This window comes from Mesorhizobium sp. B264B1B, from assembly GCF_020165765.1.
Taxonomy (GTDB): Bacteria; Pseudomonadota; Alphaproteobacteria; order Rhizobiales; family Rhizobiaceae; genus Mesorhizobium.
The window spans coordinates 273,866-291,500 of record NZ_JAIUIS010000006.1 but is presented as its reverse complement, the minus strand read 5'-3'; the positions used below and the strand labels follow the sequence as shown (position 1 = coordinate 291,500).

The following is a 17,635-nucleotide window of genomic DNA, read 5'->3' as shown; positions in this document are numbered from 1 at the left end:
GCTCGTTGACGCTCCGGTCAGGCGCGCATAGAGACCGGTTGAAAATCCTCACTTGCGGCTTTGCCGGCGTCTAATTTGGAAAACAGTGACATGGCGGGATCAAACATCATCGATCTCAATCCCGAAGTGCTGACGGCGGCGGCCGAAAGCAAGGCGTGGCCGTTCGAGGAAGCCCGCAAGATCATCGAGCGCTACAAGGGCCGCGAACTCCCGCAAACGGTGCTGTTCGAAACCGGATATGGCCCGTCCGGCCTGCCGCATATCGGCACGTTCGGCGAGGTGGCGCGCACGTCGATGGTGCGGCATGCCTTCCGCGTCATCACGCAGGACAAGGTCGCCACCAAGCTGCTGTGCTTTTCCGACGACATGGACGGGATGCGCAAGATACCCGACAGCGTGCCGGATCGCGCGGCGCTGGAGCCGCACCTGCACAAGCCGCTGTCTTCGGTACCCAACCCTTTCGGCGGGGATTATGCGAGTTTCGCCGACCACAACAACGCGATGCTCTGCCGCTTCCTCGACACGTTCGGCTTCGACTACGAGTTCGCCAGCGCGACGCAGTACTACAAGACCGGCCGCTTCGACGCGATGCTGTTGCGCGCGGCCGAACGCTACGACCAGATCATGGCGGTGATGCTGCCGACGCTGGGCGAGGAGCGGCAGGCGACCTACAGTCCGTTCCTGCCGATCTCGCCGAAGAGCGGCCGCGTGCTCTACGTTCCCATGAAGCATGTCGATGCCAGGGCGGGCACCATCACCTTCGACGATGACGGTACCGAGACCACGCTGCCAGTTACCGGCGGCAAGGTTAAGCTTCAGTGGAAGCCCGATTTCGGCATGCGCTGGGCGGCCCTCGGGGTCGATTTCGAGATGTTCGGCAAGGACCATCAGACCAATGCAGTGGTCTACGACCGCATCTGCAACATCCTTGGCGGGCACGCGCCGGAGCATTTCGTCTACGAGCTGTTCCTGGACGAGAACGGCCAGAAGATCTCCAAATCCAAGGGCAATGGGCTGACCATCGACGAATGGCTGACTTACGCGCCGACGGAGAGCCTGGGACTCTATATGTACCAGCGGCCGCGACAGGCCAAGAAGCTCTATTTCGACGTCATCCCGCGGGCCGTGGACGAATATTACACCTTCCTTGCAGCCTATCGGAGGCAGGACTGGAAGGAACGGCTGGGCAACCCGGTCTGGCACATGCACGACGGCAATCCGCCCGCCATCGACATGCCCGTGCCGTTCTCGCTGCTGCTCAACCTGGTCAGCGCCTCCAATGCGCAGAATAAGGACGTGCTGTGGGGCTTCATCTCGCGCCATGTCCGGGGCGTGACGCCGGCGACCCACCCTGAGCTCGACAGGCTGACGGGTTATGCGATCCGCTATTTCGACGATTTCGTGAAGCCGACGAAGACCTTCCGCGCGCCCGACGACGTCGAGCGGGAGGCGCTGGAAGCGTTGGATCAGGCGCTTGGCGCCCTGCCGGCGGGCTCGGACGGCGAGGCGATCCAGAACGCCGCGCTCAACGTCGCCCGCAAGGTGGAACGCTATCAGGATCATTCCAAGAAGAGCCCCGAAGGTGGTCCGGGCGTTTCGGGCGCCTTCTTCCAGATGATCTACCAGGTGCTGATCGGGCAGGAGCGCGGACCGCGCTTCGGCTCGTTCGCGGCACTCTACGGCATCGCCGAGACGCGCGGGCTCATTCAGAAGGCGTTGGCTGGTCAGCTGGCTTGAGAATGCCGCCGACCTCTTCCAGGATCGAGCCCGGCGCTTGCGGCGCCGGGGCGGGCGCGGCCGGCATCGAAGGCACGCCTGAAAGGCTTGGCGCCGATCCGAAAATGCCTTTCCTTTCGCTGCGCGCTTTTTCCCCGACTTCGACGTAAGGGCCGCCTTTGGCGGCGCGCGCCCAGCCGTTCTCGACCAGCCATCGGCCGACATCCTGCTTGCCGATCCGGCAGTCGGCGGCGATCAGGTCGCGGCCGCCTTCCGGCGGCACGGCGCAGACCACCGCCCGGCCGCGCAGGAAGGCGCGGAACGCCGTGCGCGCGCGGACGCCGCAGGGCCAGGATTTACCGTCCGAGGTGCAGGTCTCGTCCTGCCCGACAATGTCGACGCCGGAAACCGCGACAGAATAGCCCTTCGCCTCGATCAGTCCGGCGGCGGGCGCGACCGGCTGGAACAGCTTCGTCCCTTTCCAGTCGTCCGGCATTTTCGGCTTGGGCGGCATGGCCAGCGCCAGCTTGCTCAACGGCGCGCGCGGCTCCACCCGCTCCAGCTCCTTGCTGGGAAGCTCCGGCGGCGCCACGACTTGGGGATCGATCGCACGCGAGTGCGGGCTAGCGGCGGGGTGCGGCGGAGCGGCAATGGCCAATGTGGCCGGCTCCTCCGGCACACCGTCGGTGCCTGGCTGAGAGACCGTATCCGCGCTCGGATCGATCTGTTCCACCGCAACGGCAGCTTCGCCGCTCTTCAGCGCGCGGCCGCCGGCGACTACCAGCGCGGCCATTCCAGGGACCATCAGAACCGCAAGGACAAGATGAGGAAGCCGCACCAGCCCGCACCCTATTGGCTTGCCCAGACGATCCGCGCCACCCATTCAACCTCGCGCATGGGAATGTCGCGGTCCGGATGATCGGGATTGAGCGAAACCAGTGCGATCGACCTGGCGGTCTGGCGATCGAGCACCTTGGCCATCACCTCGCCGCCCGTCGTCTTGACGACGACGCGATCGCCCTTGCGGATGAGGGCTGCCGGCTCGACGATGAGCACGTCGCCATTGCGGTAGAGCGGCAGCATTGAATCGCCTTGCACCTGAAGCGCATAGGAACTCTCGGTCGATTGCGCCGGCAGTTCCACCAGATCCCAGCCTTGACCGGCCGGGAAGCCGGCATCGTCGAAAAACCCGCCGGCGCCGGCCTGGGCAAAGCCGAGCAACGGAACGGCACGCCCGCGGGCGGGCATCGCGCCGTGGCCGGCCCGACCTTCTATCAGCCCGGTGAATTCGTCGAGCGAAGCGCCCGTCGCCTCGATGATCTTGGCCAGCGATTCGGTCGAGGGCCAGCGCGGCCTGCCGTCCGACGACAGTCGCTTCGACTTGTTGAAGGCAGTCGAATCAAGGCCGGCCCGCTTCGCCAGGCCGGAAGCCGAGAGCGAATACCGCTCGGCCAGAGCGTCGATGGCGGCCCAAACACGGTCATGCGAGAGCAATTCCGCTCTCCTTGCAAAAAGGAAAAAATGCCTTTCCTTTCTAGTCTTCGAATGAAGGTTTGTCCACCGGTTGTGCCATGGCACTACATCTTCCTGCTGGCCGCGCCAATTCCGGTTTCCGGGTCAACCGATCCGCTTGGCCTGCCCGCGCAGGTTCCGGTGCGAGGCCATGAACGCCCGCTCGGCTTCGCTGGGCGGACGCGGCTGGGCGGAGCGGCCAAGCGCGGCGACGACCTCGTCAATATCGAGAAAGCGCCGGGCGGCGCGGTCGTAGACGCCGGCTGTCGTCATGATCAATGCGGCGGTCTCGCCATTGTCGAGGACGAAACGGTGCTTGCCGATGACCTGGCTGCCTTCCCAGGTCTCGATCGAAGACACCACTTCGAAACGCCGCCACAGTTTGATCTCACGCACATAGGCCGATTGCAGCCCGCCGATCATCGGCGCCCAGCCATTCGTTCTCGCCAGAGTGATGAGGCCGGCGCGGATGAAGATATCGATGCGGCCAAGGTCCGCCAGCATCATATAGCGGGCATTGTTGAGATGGCGGTTAAAATCGATGTCCCTCGGCAGGCAGCGAAAGGCCAATCGGCTTTCATCACCCATCTGGTAGGAGCCACGGCTGCCCGCCGTGGCCATCATACGCGCAAGGCGCCCCCAGACATACATTACGGCGCGGCGCGTCTTTTCGGACGCGCAAGGGACGCCGCGGCACCTTTGATTCCGACCACGCTCAGGCCGCCTGCTTCACGTCGCCCTTCGCGTAGGGGTCGAAGCGCTGGTAAAAAGTCTCGCCCTTTTCGGCCATGTCGAGCAGCAGCCTGGGCACCTTGAACTCGGCGCCGTATTTCTTCTGCAAGCCCTTTGCGATCTTGACGAACTGCCCGGCGCCGATGCCGTCGATGTAGGACAGCGCGCCGCCCGTATAGGGCGCGAAGCCGAAGGCCAGGATCGAGCCGACATCGGCCTCGCGCGGATCGGTGACGATGCCCTCCTCCATCACCCGGGCCGCTTCCAACGCGATGGTGGCCAGCAGGCGCTGCTGCAATTCCGCATAGTCGACCTTCTCCGGCTTGAGCTGCGGATAGAGCTCCTTAAGGCCCGGCCACAGCTTCTTCTTGGCCGGCTTGGCCGGATAGTCGTAGAAGCCCTTGCCGTTCTTGCGGCCGAAGCGGCCGTGGTCGTCGACCATGGTGTTGATCAGCGCCATCTGCTTCGGGTCGATCGCCTTGTCGCCGAGATCCCTGATGGTCTGCTTCATGATCTTCTGGGCGAGGTCGATGGCCGTCTCGTCGGTCAGCGCCAGCGGGCCGACCGGCATGCCGGCGGCCTTGGCGGCGTTCTCGATCATCGGTGCCGGAACGCCCTCGATCAACATCTTGTAGGCTTCCGACATATAGCGCAGGACGCAGCGGTTGACGTAGAAACCGCGCGTATCGTTGACGACGATCGGCGTTTTCTTGATGGCGCGCACGAAGTCGATCGCGGTGGCCAGCGCCTTGTCACCGGTCTTCTTGCCAAGGATGATTTCGACCAGCATCATCCTGTCGACCGGCGAGAAGAAATGGATGCCGATGAAATTCTTCGGCCGCGCCGAATTCTTGGCCAGGGCGGTGATCGGAATGGTCGAGGTGTTCGACGCGAAGATCGCCGACGACTTCAGCACCGCTTCCGCCTGTTCGGTGGCGCTTTTCTTCACCGCGGAATCCTCGAACACCGCCTCGACCACGAGATCGCAGCCGGCAAGGTCGGCATAGTCCGATGTCGGCGTGATCAGCGACAGGAGCCTGTCCTTGTCCTCGGGCTTGGCACGCCCCTTCTTCACCTGATCCGAGATCAGACCATCCGAATGGGCCTTGCCCTTCTCGGCGGACTCCATGTCGCGGTCGAGCAGCACCACCGGGATGCCGGCTTTGGCCGTGACATAGGCGATACCGGCGCCCATGAAGCCCGCGCCGAGAATACCGATCTTCTTGAACCTGGTTTCCGGCACGCCGGCCGGGCGGCGCGCGCCCTTGTTGAGTTCCTGCAACGATACGAACAGCGAGCGGATCATCGCCGCCGCTTCCTTGGTCTGCATGATCTCCGTGAAATAGCGCTGTTCGATCCTGAGGGCGGTGTCGAACGGCACCAGCAGGCCCTCATAGACGCATTTCAGGATCGCCGCGGCGGCCGGATAATTGCCATAGGTCTCGCGGCGCAGGATGGCGATGGCCGGCGGCCACAGATTAGCGCCCGCCGCCGAATAGACCGGGCCGCCGGGCAGCTTGAATCCCTTCTCGTCCCACGGCGCTACCGGCTTGAGGCCGTTCCTGATCATGGCCTTCGCAGTCTCGACCAGCTTGGCCGGCTCGGCGACCTCGTGGATCAGGCCCATCGCCTTCGCCTTCTGCGGCGACAGGTTCTGGCCGGAGGTCAGCATTTGCAGCGCCTGCTGCTGGTCGGTGAGACGCGGCCCCCGCTGGGTGCCGCCGGCGCCCGGGAAAATACCGATCTTCACCTCGGGGAGCGCCATCTTCACCTTGTCGGAATCGGCGGCGACGCGGCCATGGCAGGCCAGCGACATTTCGAATGCACCGCCCATGCAGGTGCCGTTGATTGCTGAAACCCACGGCTTGCCCGATGTTTCCAGCTTCCGGAACAGACCGGTCATGGTGCCGGCGTTTTCGAACAGCGCCCTGGTCGCCTTTTCGAGATCCTTGCCCTTTTCAGCCGCGAAGGTCGTCAGCATCTTCTGGAGCATGGTGATGTCGGCGCCGCCTGAGAACGTATCCTTGCCGGAGGTGATGACCGCGCCCTTGATGGCGGCGTCGCCCGCCACCCTGTCGACAATGGCGTTCAGCTCGCGCATCACCTCCTCGGTGAAGACGTTCATCGAGCGGTCCGGCATGTTCCAGGTGACCAGCGCAATGCCGTCGGCGTCGATGTCGAGGGTGAAATTGGTGTAGCTCATCGTTTCTCTCCCCGTCAGACGCGTTCGATGATGGTTGCGGTGCCCATGCCGGCGCCGATGCACAGCGTCACCAGCGCGGTGTTCAAATCGCGGCGCTCGAGCTCGTCCAGCACGGTGCCGAAGATCATCGCGCCGGTAGCGCCCAGCGGATGGCCCATGGCGATGGCGCCGCCATTGACATTGATCCTGTCGTGCTCGATATCGAAGGCCTGCATGTAGCGCAGCACCACGGAGGCGAAGGCCTCGTTGAGCTCGAACAGATCGATGTCCGACAGCTTCATCTTGGCGCGCTTCAACAGCTTCTCGGTGACGTCAACGGGGCCGGTCAACATCAGCACCGGCTCGGAGCCGATGTTGGCGAAGGCGCGGATGCGCGCGCGCGGTTTCAGGCCCATGGCCTTGCCGGCCTTCTTCGAACCGAGCAGCACGGCGGCCGCGCCATCGACGATGCCCGACGAATTGCCGGCATGGTGGACGTGATTGACCTCCTCCACTTCCGGATGCTTCTGCACCGCGACGGCGTCGAAGCCGCCCATTTCGCCGGGCATGACGAAGGAGGGATTGAGCGAGGCCAGCGACTGCATGTCGGTCGATGGGCGCATATGCTCGTCATGGTCGAGGATGGTGAGACCATTCTGGTCCTTGATCGGGATCACCGAATTCCTGAAGCGGCCATCGGCCCAGGATTTTGCCGCGCGCTTCTGGCTCTCGACGGCGTAGGCGTCGACATCATCCCGGCTGAAGCCGTATTTTGTGGCGATCAGGTCGGCCGAAATACCTTGCGGCACGAACCAGCCGGGCAGGCCGACCGAAGGGTCCATGAACCAGGCGCCACCCGAGGCGCCCATGCCGACGCGCGACATCGATTCGACACCGCCGGCAATGACGATCTCATCGGCGCCCTGGGCTATCTTGGCGGCGCCGAAATTGATGGCGTCGAGGCCGGAGGCGCAGAAGCGCGAGATCTGCATGCCGGGCGCCGAGGTCGCGTAGCCGGCCTCGAAGGCCGCGGCGCGCGGAATGACCGACCCCGCCTCGCCGACCGGGTCGACACAACCGAAGATGATGTCGTCGACAGTTGCAGTGTCGAGCCCGTTGCGGTCGCGCAGCGCCTCCAGCGTCCTGGCGGCGAGCCGCACTGCCGGCACTTCGTGCAGCGAGCCATCCTTCTTGCCCCTGCCGCGCGGCGTGCGAACGGCGTCATAGACGTAAGCTTCGGCCATTTTCCTGCTCCTTGGGTTTGCCGATCGATGCTCAGAGCGAGCGGCCGATCAGCAATTTCATGATCTCGTTGGTGCCGCCATAGATGCGCTGGACGCGGGCGTCGCGGAACATGCGGGCGATCGGATATTCATTCATGTAGCCATAGCCGCCATGCAATTGAAGGCATTCGTCGACGACTTTGCCCTGCAGGTCGGAAAGCCAGTACTTGGCCATCGACGCCGTCACCGGATCGAGACCGCCATCGATGTGGCGCGCCACGCAATCATTGTAGAAGACGCGGCCGATCGTGGCCTCGGTCTTCAGTTCGGCCAGCTTGAACTGGGTGTTCTGGAAATCGATGACCGCCTTGCCGAACGCCTTGCGCTCCTTGACGTATTCGATGGTCAGCGCCAGCGCGCGCTCGACCATGGCAATCGCGCCGGTGCCGATCTGCAAACGCTCCTGCGGCAATTGCTGCATGAGCTGGATGAAGCCTTGTCCCTCCTCGTGGCCGAGCAGGTTGGAGGTCGGCACACGCGCATCGTTGAAGAACAGTTCGGACGTGTCATTGGCCTTCAAGCCGATCTTGTCGAGGTTGCGGCCGCGCTCGAAGCCATCGACCTCGTCGGTCTCGACGACGATCAGCGAAGTGCCCTTGGCGCCCTTGTCCGGATCGGTCTTGGTGACGACGATGATGAGATTGGCAAGCTGGCCATTGGTGATGAAGGTCTTGGAGCCATTGATCTTGTATTGGTTGCCGTCCCTCTCGGCCCGCGTCTTGACGCCTTGCAGGTCGGAGCCGGCGCCGGGCTCCGTCATGGCGATGGCGCCGATCAGTTCGCCGGTGGCGAGCTTCGGCAGCCATTTCTTCTTTTGCTCCTCCGAGCCGTAGTGGAGGATGTAGGGGGCGACGATCGAATTGTGCAGGCCGATGCCGAAGCCGTCGACGCCGACATGGCCGATGGCCTCGATGATGGCGCTCTCATGGGCGAAGGTGCCGCCCGATCCGCCATATTCCTCCGGCATGGAGGCGCAGAGCAGGCCGGCGGCACCGGCCTTCAGCCAGCTCTCGCGGTCGACCATTTCGTTCTTCTCGAACTCGTCGTAACGCGGCGCGATCTCTTCGGACATGAAGCGGTGCGCCATGTCGTAGAGCATGCCGACCTCGTCCGCCGCCCAGGCGGGCTTCGGCAGGCCAAGGATTTCGGCTGGGTTGGTCATGCGATGATCTTCCTCCCAAGGTCTGCCATCGAAATTGAGATCCGCGCACTGTCGCGGCGACCCCTGCCGGCCCTTTGGGCCGCCCTCCCTCAAGGGAGAGGGACCATTTCTAGAACGCTTCCGCCGGCAGTGCCATCAACGTATCGGCGCCACTGGAGATGCGGGCGAGACGCGTCGCGGTTTCCGGCATGATCCGCTCCATGAAGAAGCGCGCCGTCACCAGCTTGTTGTCGTAGAAGGACGACGCGCCGTTGGCGCCCGCCTTGCCTTGGGCGGCCCTGGCCATCCGCGCCCACATATAGCCGAGCGCCACGAGGCCGAAGAGATGCATGTAGTCGGTGGAGGCGGCGCCGGCATTGTCGGGCTTGGCCATGCCGTTCTGCAGCAGCCACATGGTCGCCGTCTGAAGATCGTTGAGGCTCTTCTTCAATGCCTTGGTGAAGGGGGCCATCTTCTCGTCGGCGCGGTTCTCTTCACAGAACTCGCCGACTTCCTTGAAGAACGCCTGCACCGCGCGGCCGCCGTTCAGACCCAGCTTGCGGCCGACGAGGTCGAGCGCCTGGATGCCGTTGGCGCCTTCATAGATCATGGCGATGCGGGCATCGCGCACGAACTGGCTCATGCCGTGCTCTTCGATGTAGCCATGGCCGCCGAACACCTGCTGCGCCATCACGGCGTGATCGAAGCCCTTGTCGGTGAGCACGCCCTTCACCACCGGCGTCATCAGCCCTGTGTAGTCGTCGGCCGCCTGGCGGTCCTTGTCGTCGGCGGAGCGATGGGCGATGTCCGACTTGATCGCCGTCCACAGCGCCAGCGCGCGGCCGGCCTCGTTGAAGGCTCTCATGGTCATCAGGCTGCGGCGGATGTCGGGATGGACGATGATAGGATCGGCCTTCTTGTCCGGCGCCTTCGGCCCCGACAGCGAGCGGCCCTGCAAGCGGTCCTTGGCGTAGGCGACGGCGTTCTGGTAGGCAATCTCGGACAGCGAAAGCCCCTGCAGGCCGACGCCGAGCCGCGCCTCGTTCATCATCGTGAACATCGCCTTGAGACCGCCATTGGCCTCGCCCAGCAGCGTGCCTTGCGCCTCGTCATAATTCATGACGCAGGTCGAATTGCCGTGGATGCCCATCTTTTCCTCGATCGAACCGCAGGAGACGGTGTTCCTCTCATCGGGATTGCCAGAAGCATCGAGCTTGAGCTTCGGCACGATGAACAGCGAGATGCCCTTCACCCCTTCGGGCGCCCCCTCGATGCGGGCCAGCACCAAATGGACGATGTTGTCCGCCATGTCGTGCTCGCCGGCCGAGATGAATATCTTCTGGCCCGAGATCTTGTAAGTGCCGTCGCCATTCGGCACGGCCTTGGTGCGCAGCAGGCCCAGATCGGTACCGCAATGCGGCTCGGTCAGGTTCATGGTGCCGGTCCAGGCGCCCTCGACCATCTTCGGCAGCCATTTGGCTTTCTGCTCGTCGGTGCCATGGGTGATGATCGCCGCGATCGCGCCCTGCGTCAGGCCCGGATACATCATCAGCGACATATTGGCCGACACCATATACTCGGCCACGGCGGTATGCACGGCATAGGGCAGGCCCTGGCCGCCGAACTCGACGGGCGCCGCCAGCCCCATCCAGCCGCCTTCGCGATACTGATCGAAGGCTTCCTTGAAGCCCTTCGGCGTCGTCACCGAGCCATCGTCATGGCGCACACAGCCTTCCATGTCGCCGACACGGTTGAGCGGATGCATTACATTTTCCGCGAGCTTGGCGCCCTCGGCGAGGATCGCCTCCAGCACGTCGGGCGTTGCATCGGAAAAGCCGGGGAGATTGGAATAGCGCTGGTAGCCCAGCACCTCGTTGAGCACGAACAGTGTATCCTGCACCGGCGCCCTGTAGATCGGCATGCTCTTCTCCACCCTGCGGACCTGATCCGAAACCCCCGAATTCATGTCAGGCGGCATGCGGACCCGTGTTCAGCGGGAGATAACAAAAATTGACGTTTGCGTAAACGTCAATTCAGCCGATGCGACAAAATTTCTCCTGCACCGCAGCAAACCGCACGCGATGCAGTACATGTGTTGGAACCCTCAATGACAAAAGCCGCGTGGCGCTCGCCACACGGCTTTTTTCGATCATGGATGTTGCGCCGCAAGGCGGCGGCCCAAATCAGCCGGCGACGCTCGCCTGCGGCGCCGAGCGCTCGACCAGCATCTGCCGGACGGCAGCCATGGAGGTGCTCAACTCGCTGATGGCGTCATCGATGAGCGTGCGCTGCTTCTGGAGGCGGGCAAGCTGCTTCTCCGACTTGTCCAATGCCAGCCGCAACTGCTTGGTGTTGGAGCCGGTGGGATCATAGAGATCCATCATCTGCTTGACGTCGCGCAACGAGAACCCGACCTTGCGGCCGAGCAGGATCAGTTTCAGCCGAACCCTGTCGCGGCGCGTGTAGAGGCGGGTTGAACCGTCGCGCTGCGGGTTGAGCAGGCCCTTGTCTTCGTAGAAACGCAGCGTGCGCAGCGTCACGCCGTATTTCTTGGCCATTTCGCCGATGCGGACGAGGTCCTCGCCGGAGTCAACGGATATAGTGTTGGTATTGGCCGCGGTCTCGCCGGCCGAGATAAGCTTCATGGTCACTGGCTTTCCCCGTCTGTGGCGTCGCGGTCCCGGACCAAGCGATGCCTGACTGAAAGCGGGGGCGTGCTTCCAGCCGTGGTTTCGACAAACAAATCGCAAACAGCACGCTTGATGCGCCTTTTACGTTTACGTCAATTCTATACCGATAGCCCTCTCATGACGCAAGGGCGTTGTGCGGGCGGCGCTTTATGCCGCAGCGGCCGGTTCACCGCGAACTTCGTCGCAACTTCTTAAGCTTGGTTAACGCGTTGTTTACCACGTTGGGCGAATTGTGCGCATGTCGGCTACCCGTGTTTATCCTGTATCGAATTTTTCACGGTTTTTCGGAGCGCGGGTGAACCCCGGGAAGCTTGTCTTCCACCGTGGTGCGGCCGCCTTCGTTCCGGCGAGGATTTGGGGAGCTGGTCGCAAACCGGCCAATCTGAAAGACGGACGCACCGATGAACAGCAAGCGGTCCTACCTCGATACACTCAACGCCGGCAGGCAGCGCAGGCCTCAGACCACGCTCGAGCAGTTGAACCGCTCGCTGGAGACGCTGGAACAGCGCCTGGAGAGGACGCGCGAGGACACGATGGCACGTCCCGATCCCCGCCACTATGGCGCCGAACCGCGCTATCCCGCAGCACAGCCTTCGGCTCAGCCGCGCTGGTACCAGGATCCGCAGCCCGCGCCGCATCCGCAGGCTCCGATGCCGGCGCCGGCCCACGGCCAGGACTACCAGAACCTTGCCCGCGATATCGACCGCATCCGCGGCCAGGAAGACAGCGTTGCCATGGTCGGCAAGATCGCCGGCGAGCTGCGCGGCATGCGCGAGGAATTGCGCCACCAGATGACTGCCGGGCTGCAGAGCGAATTCGAGGCGCTGCGCAAGGACATCGATCGCGCACTGCTGGCAAACGCCAAGTCAGGCGCTTCGGGCAAGGGCAGCGCCGAACTTGGCCTCGAATTCGAACGGCTTTCCGGCGCCATCAAGACGCTGTCGGAAAAAAGCGACGACAGAAGCGTCAACATGCTGCGGCTCGAACTCGAACAGGTCAAAGCCGCGCTCGACACGCTGGCGCGCGAGGAGAGCGTGCAGAAGGTCGACCGCCGCTGGGACGATTTCGATCGGCGCTGGACGGCCTTCGAGGACCGCGTCGACGCCGACCAGCGCAACCGCTCACAGGACCCCGCCATTTCGGGCCTGACCGATCGGCTGGAGCAGATCAGCAATGCCGTCAACAACCTGCCGGAATCGCTATCCCTGCGCTCGCTGGAGGAAAAGGTCCGCACGCTGGCCAGCGCCGTGGATCATTTCGCCAGCCAGCAGGACAATCGCGGCGGCAGCACGCTGGCCATGATCGATGAGCGGCTGGACGAGATCTCCCGCGCCATCGTCGCCTCAACCGTCGCGGCACAGGCCAATTCGCCCGACCATGAAGCCTTCGAGCGCATCGAGAAGCGGATCGATTCGCTCGCCCGGCAGATCGAGGAAGTGGCGCAGGACCACCCCGGCAACGCCGTCGTCGACCGGCTGAACACGCTGTCGAGCCGGGTCGACGAACTCGCCGGCCGCGCCGCCCTGCCCGAGCAGGCGATGGAACGGCTGGCCAAGCAGATCGCGCTCATCGCCGACAAGATCGACCGGGCGCCCGTCATGCCCGACGCCGACTATATCTTCCACGGGCTTGAACAGCGCTTTGACGTGCTGTCGTCGATGATGGAACGCCGCCAGGGCGACGCCATCGAACAGGGCAACATGCTGTTTCGCGACCTTGAGCGCCGACTGGACGAGGTCGCCGACCGGCTCGACCAGCGCATGCCGCAAGTCGACGGCGCCGGCATCATGGAAGCCATCGATGCCCGCTTCACGGCCCTCGCCAAGCGCATGGAAACACGCATTCCCGACCCCGCCGGCGAAGCCGCGATCCGTGGCCTGGAAAGCCGGCTCGAAGACATTTCGAGCCGCCTGGACTCGTCCGCCGCGCAAGTGGCCGGCATCGATCCGGCGCTGATCCGCAGCCTGGAGGCGCAAGTCGCCAACCTGTCCGCCCACCTGTCCAGGCCCAGCGCACCGCTGCCGGAATTCGAGGACATCAGCCCACGCCTCAATGAAATCGAGAAGGCGCTGGCGGGAACGCGCGACTCCATCCTTGGCGCGGCGCGCGAGGCGGCCGAGAACGCGGTGCGCTCGCTGGCCGGCTCGGGCGCCGACACGTCGGCGGTTTCCGGCCTTGCCCAGGACCTGAAGGCGCTCGAGACGCTGACACGCCGTTCCGACGAGCGTAACTCGAGAACGTTCGAGGCCATCCACGACACGCTGCTCAAGATCGTCGACAGGCTGGGTTCGCTGGAGCCAGGCGAACCGTCCGAGGCGATGAGCGAGCTCCTGGATGCACGCCCGGACGAAGCGATCGGCAAGCGCCGTGCGCGAGCCGGCAAGATGGCCGTGGACGCTCCGTCGATGGATATCGACGAGCCCATGCCGCTGACAGGGAACATGGCCGATCTCGACGGCCGCGCCGCCGCGATCATGCGCAGCCAGCCCGCTTCGCCACGCGGGCCGGGTGCGCGCTCGCCCGCGGAGGCGGCGGCCGCCGCCGCCATGGCCGCGCTTGGTTCCGATCCGATCGCCGGGAAGGGCGAGCCGACCGGCCGCCGCAAATCGATGCTGGGCGGCTTGGCGCGCGCCTTCAAGGGCAAGAAGGAAGCAGACGTTCCGCCGCTGGCGGGCTCGGTGCCGGGCCCGGAAATCCCGAGCGTCGATCTCGACGAGCCGCTCGACCCGAAAATGGCCAACCGGCCACTGGAGCCCGGCTCCGGCGCGCCCGACCTCAACGCCATCATGAAGCGCGTGCGCGACGAGCGCGGGCAACCGGCAAAGCTCAGCGACAGCGATGCCGCGAAATCGGACTTCATCGCGGCTGCCCGCCGCGCGGCGCAGGCCGCCGCCGCCGAGGCCGACGCCTTGAAGCGCCAGTCGACGATGAAGGGACCGGTGAAGGCGCTCAGGATCGGCGACCTGCTCAAGGCGCGGCGCAAGCCGATTTTGATGGCGGCCGCCGCGATCATGCTGGCGCTTGCCGGCTTGCAGCTTGGCAAGGCGTTCCTCGCCGATCCCGCCCAGGTGGCAAGCAATGACGCGCCGGCCGTTGCCTCGCAGCCGCTGCAAACCGCATCCGTCGACGCCGCGAGCCCGCCCAAGCCGGAAACCCAGTTGGCGGCAGCGAACAGCGAACCGGCCCATGAGGTCAGGCAGGCCGAGCCCTCCGCTCCGGCGGTGAAGGACGACATGGTGGCGCAGACCGCGCTCGCCATGCCGTCGGACGGCGATGGGCCGACGAACGCCGGCCCGACGGCGGAACCGGCTCCGGCGGCGATGGCTCCCATTCTGCCTGCCGGCGCGGCCGCTTCCGACGCGATGGCTTCGGCAGAACCCACTTCCGCCGGTCCCGTCGCAGCGGCTCCTTCTTCTCCGGCACCTTCCGCTGCTGCCGGCGGAACGCAAACGACGGACAGCGGTATCCAACCGACAGTGGCTGCACCGGCCATGGCCAATGACAGCACCGGCGCCGTCGTGCCCGCCGGCGCTCCCGCGGCCCCGGCCAAATTCGACATTCCCGCCGATGCAGGCACGGTCGCCCTGCGCGACGCCGCAGCCACCGGCGACGCCAAGGCGCTGTTCGAGATCGGCTCGCGCTATTCCGAGGCGCGCGGCGTCAAGGAAGACATGGCGGCCGCGGCCAAATGGTATGAAAAGTCCGCGGAACTCGGCTTCGCTCCGGCCGAGTATCGCATCGGCAATTTCTACGAGAAGGGCATCGGCGTCCCGCGCGACATCAAGAAGTCGAAGACCTGGTACCAGCTCGCCGCCGAGCAGGGCAACGCCAGCGCAATGCACAATCTGGCAGTGCTGTTCGCCATGGCCGCGGACGGCGTGACCGACAATGAATCGGCCGCGCACTGGTTCCAGGAGGCCGCCGATCTCGGCGTGAAGGACAGCCAGTTCAATCTCGGCATCCTCGCCGCTAAGGGCGTCGGCATGAAGCAGAACCTGGAGGAGTCCTACAAATGGTTCGCGCTCGTCGCCAAGACCGGCGACAAGGACGCTGCCGCCAAGCGCGACGAGATCGCCAACGCGCTGCGTCCCGAGCAACTCGAGCGCGCCCGCGCCGCCACCGAATTGTGGAAGGCCAAGCCGCTCGATCAGGCCGCCAATTCGGCCGACATTCCCGAATCCTGGCAAGATGGCACACCGCAGACCACGGCCAGCATCGATATGAAGAAGGCGGTCAAGAATATCCAACTTATCCTCAACAAGAACGGCTACGACGCCGGCGGCGCCGACGGCGTCATGGGCGCGAAGACCAAGAATGCGATCGTCGCGTTCCAGACTGACAACAAGCTGCCCGCGACCGGTGCGGTCGACGAAAAGCTGGTCAAGGCGTTGCTGGCGCGCAAATAGCGGCAGGAGCGTCGTATCCGCGACGCCCCTGCCACACATTTGCCTGTTAACTGCTTGAGATGTTTTTTGTTTCGGCGCGGCGGCGGGGTTTGACCCTGCCGCCGCTTCGGCGCAAGGAAAAATTGGCTTTTCGGTGCGATACTATCCGCAACGGCGGTATTCGCCGACTGGCAAACTGATCGAGACCGACGGGTGGGCATCTATCTCCCGATTGCGGAAATTTCCGTCAACGTCTTCGTGCTGCTGGCCATGGGCGCTGCGGTGGGCTTTCTGTCGGGCATGTTCGGCGTCGGCGGCGGTTTTCTCATCACGCCGCTCCTGATCTTCTACAACATCCCACCGGCAATCGCGGTGGCGACCGGCGCCAACCAGGTCATCGCCTCATCCTTCTCCGGCGCGCTGTCGCATATGAAGCGCGGCACGCTCGACTTCAAGCTCGGCGGGGTGCTGCTTGCCGGCGGCATCGTCGGCTCCACCGGCGGCATCTATGTCTTCGCTTTCCTGCGCAGGCTGGGACAGCTCGACCTGTTCATCTCGCTGCTCTATGTCGTGCTTCTGGGCACCGTCGGCGGGCTGATGCTGGTCGAAAGCATCAACGCGCTACGCGCCACGCGCAGCGGCGCGGCACCGGTGATGAAGAAATCCGGCCAGCACAACTGGATCCACCGCCTGCCGCTGAAGATGCGGTTCAGGGCCTCGAAGCTGTTCGTCAGCGTCATCCCCGTGCTTGGGCTGGGCGCGGCCATCGGCTTCCTGTCTTCTATCATGGGTGTCGGCGGCGGCTTCATCATGGTGCCGGCTCTGATCTATCTCCTGAAAGTGCCGACCAACGTCGTCATCGGCACCTCGCTGTTCCAGATCATCTTTACCTCGGCCTACACCACTCTGGTCCACGCCACCACCAACCAGACGGTCGACGTGATGCTGGCCTTTCTTTTGATGGCCGGTGGTGTCGCCGGCGCGCAATATGGCGCCAAGGCCGGCCAGCGGCTGCGCGGCGAGCAGTTGAGAGCGCTGCTGGCGATGTTGGTGCTGGCGGTGGCGATAAGGCTTGCCATCGACCTCTTCGTCACACCGCCCAATCTTTATTCGCTGTCCGGCGCGGGCTTCAACTGATGAATGGCCTGAAAGCGCTCGCAACCGCCGCTCTTCTGTCATTGATCGCCGCCGCACCCGCGAAGGCGCAGACGCCGCCGACCGAAAGCATCCAGATCGGCCTTTCCACCGACAAAGTCTCGATCACCGCCGGCTTTTCCGGCGCCGATCTGACCATTTTCGGCTCGCTGGAAAATCCCGATCCGCTGGTGGCGCGCCAAGGCCGCTACGATATCATCGTCGTGCTCGAAGGCCCACCCAAGCCGGTGGTGGTGCGCCGCAAGGACCGGGTGCTCGGCGTCTGGGTCAACCTGGAATCCGAGACCTTCGAAAACGTGCCGGTGTCCTATTCGGTGGCGACGACGCGGCCGTTGCAGGACATCACCGAGCCGAACAGCTACAGGCAATTGTCGCTCGGCGCCTCCAATCTCTACATGCAGCCGGCCGATGCCGGCGACAGCCCGGCCACGATCGAGGAATTCACCGCGGCGTTGCGCGAACGCAAGGCCGCAACCGGCCTCTACAGCGAGAATGTCGGCGGCGTGCAGTTCCTGTCACAGAACCTGTTCCGCGCCACGGTGCGGCTGGCGCCGAACGTTCCGGTCGGCACCCACAAGGCGCGCGCGTTCCTGTTCAAGAGCGGCCTGTTCATCAAGGAGAGCTCGGCCCAGCTCGAGATCCGCAAATCCGGTTTCGAACAGTCGATCTTCCGTGTCGCCCACGACTATTCCTTCCTCTACGGCGTCTTCGCCATATCGCTGGCCATGGTGACGGGCTGGCTCGGAAGGTTGATCTTCCGCAAGGACTAAAGCGGCTACAAAGGGGTTTTTCTTTCCCGGATCATGCTATAGACCGCCACCTCCCGGTCTACCGGGCAA

General features: G+C 64.4%; 12 protein-coding genes. 4 read left to right on the top strand and 8 right to left on the bottom strand.

Annotation, left to right across the window (positions count from 1 at the left end; genetic code table 11):
- Positions 1–90: 90 nt before the first annotated feature.
- Positions 91–1,737: a lysine--tRNA ligase gene (locus LB547_RS15125; RefSeq protein ID WP_140523947.1), complete on the top strand. Its 1,647-nt coding sequence runs from the start codon at positions 91–93 to the stop codon at positions 1,735–1,737.
- Here the strand turns inward: LB547_RS15125 and LB547_RS15120 are convergent.
- From LB547_RS15120 to LB547_RS15085, 8 genes are all read right to left on the bottom strand, one after another.
- Positions 1,703–2,554, bottom strand: coding sequence for a thermonuclease family protein (locus LB547_RS15120; RefSeq protein ID WP_411970491.1), 852 nt, complete (start codon positions 2,552–2,554; stop codon positions 1,703–1,705). The two genes, LB547_RS15125 and LB547_RS15120, sit on opposite strands and share 35 nt — an antisense overlap.
- 11 nt (positions 2,555–2,565) lie before the next feature.
- The gene (locus LB547_RS15115) at positions 2,566–3,210 is read right to left on the bottom strand and encodes a helix-turn-helix transcriptional regulator (RefSeq protein ID WP_140496665.1); all 645 of its coding nucleotides are present in this window, start codon (positions 3,208–3,210) and stop codon (positions 2,566–2,568) included.
- A gap of 123 nt (positions 3,211–3,333) precedes the next feature.
- A complete protein-coding gene (locus LB547_RS15110) occupies positions 3,334–3,879 on the bottom strand; it encodes a thioesterase family protein (protein WP_140759497.1) in 546 nt (181 codons plus the stop codon).
- Positions 3,880–3,943: 64 nt separating this feature from the next.
- Positions 3,944–6,163 (bottom strand): 3-hydroxyacyl-CoA dehydrogenase NAD-binding domain-containing protein, encoded by a 2,220-nt coding sequence (locus tag LB547_RS15105; RefSeq protein WP_224655875.1) that lies wholly within the window; start codon positions 6,161–6,163, stop codon positions 3,944–3,946.
- A gap of 14 nt (positions 6,164–6,177) precedes the next feature.
- Entirely contained in the window at positions 6,178–7,386 is a 1,209-nt protein-coding gene (locus LB547_RS15100) for an acetyl-CoA C-acetyltransferase (RefSeq protein WP_140523939.1), read from the bottom strand.
- A gap of 31 nt (positions 7,387–7,417) precedes the next feature.
- Positions 7,418–8,587, bottom strand: a complete 1,170-nt coding sequence (locus LB547_RS15095; RefSeq protein ID WP_140513232.1) for an acyl-CoA dehydrogenase family protein — start codon at positions 8,585–8,587, stop codon at positions 7,418–7,420.
- A 109-nt stretch (positions 8,588–8,696) separates the two neighbouring features.
- Entirely contained in the window at positions 8,697–10,487 is a 1,791-nt protein-coding gene (locus LB547_RS15090; protein ID WP_140557622.1) for an acyl-CoA dehydrogenase, read from the bottom strand.
- A 262-nt stretch (positions 10,488–10,749) separates the two neighbouring features.
- On the bottom strand, positions 10,750–11,211 hold the full coding sequence (locus tag LB547_RS15085; protein WP_140497287.1) for a MerR family transcriptional regulator: 462 nt from the start codon (positions 11,209–11,211) through the stop codon (positions 10,750–10,752).
- 446 nt (positions 11,212–11,657) lie between these two features.
- On the opposite strand from LB547_RS15085, the gene LB547_RS15080 reads away from it, so the two are divergent.
- The 3 genes from LB547_RS15080 (at position 11,658) to LB547_RS15070 (ending at position 17,566) form a co-directional block, all read left to right on the top strand.
- Positions 11,658–15,662: a peptidoglycan-binding protein gene (locus LB547_RS15080; protein ID WP_140759490.1), complete on the top strand. Its 4,005-nt coding sequence runs from the start codon at positions 11,658–11,660 to the stop codon at positions 15,660–15,662.
- A 192-nt stretch (positions 15,663–15,854) separates the two neighbouring features.
- Positions 15,855–16,778, top strand: coding sequence for a sulfite exporter TauE/SafE family protein (locus LB547_RS15075; RefSeq protein WP_140560874.1), 924 nt, complete (start codon positions 15,855–15,857; stop codon positions 16,776–16,778).
- Positions 16,778–17,566, top strand: coding sequence for a TIGR02186 family protein (locus tag LB547_RS15070; RefSeq protein ID WP_140496681.1), 789 nt, complete (start codon positions 16,778–16,780; stop codon positions 17,564–17,566). Before LB547_RS15075 ends, LB547_RS15070 begins: the two co-directional genes overlap by 1 nt.
- Positions 17,567–17,635: the final 69 nt, after the last annotated feature.